This window comes from Synechococcus sp. R8-2 (genome assembly GCF_047461715.1).
GTDB lineage: Bacteria > Cyanobacteriota > Cyanobacteriia > Thermostichales > Thermostichaceae > Thermostichus.
Map to the genome: position 1 here is coordinate 1 of NZ_JANSHQ010000582.1, position 578 is coordinate 578.

The 578-nt window shown below is 61.8% G+C and carries 1 protein-coding gene; it reads left to right on the plus strand.

Annotation, left to right across the window (positions count from 1 at the left end; genetic code table 11):
- Positions 1-49: 49 nt before the first annotated feature.
- The coding region (locus NW819_RS12745) for an adenine phosphoribosyltransferase (protein ID WP_414413970.1) at positions 50-578 on the plus strand (529 nt) is incomplete at its 3' end.

Sequence of the window (578 nt, forward strand, 5' to 3'; positions counted from 1 at the left end):
CCGTCCCGCTAACGCGAACAGCAAGCCACTGGCCAGCGAGGAAAACAGGATGGATCTGCGAGCCCTCATTCGCTTGGTGCCCGATTTTCCCAGACCCGGCATCCTCTTTCGGGATATGACCCCCCTGCTGCAGGATCCGGCAGGCTTCCGGGCGGCTATTGAACAGTTGGCCGCCGGCACCACCGGCATGGGATCCCTAGATTATGTGGTCGGCATCGAGTCGCGGGGGTTCATTTTAGGGGCTGCTTTGGCACAACACCTGGGCTTGGGCTTTGTCCCGGTTCGCAAGCCGGGCAAACTGCCGCCGCCGGTGCTCAGCCAGACTTACAGCCTGGAATACGGCCAAGACCAGCTCCAACTGCACGCCCACGCCCTGCGGCCTGGAGAGCGGGTGTTGATCGTGGATGATGTCATTGCCACCGGGGGTACAGCCGCTGCCACCGCCCAATTGGTGGCCCAGAGCGGTGCTGAAGTGGGGGGATTTGCCTTCTTAATCGAGCTGGCCTTTTTGTCCGGCTGCAAGGCTCTTCCCCCTGGGATCCCTGCCCATGTGGTGATGGTAGAGCATGACTCTAGTC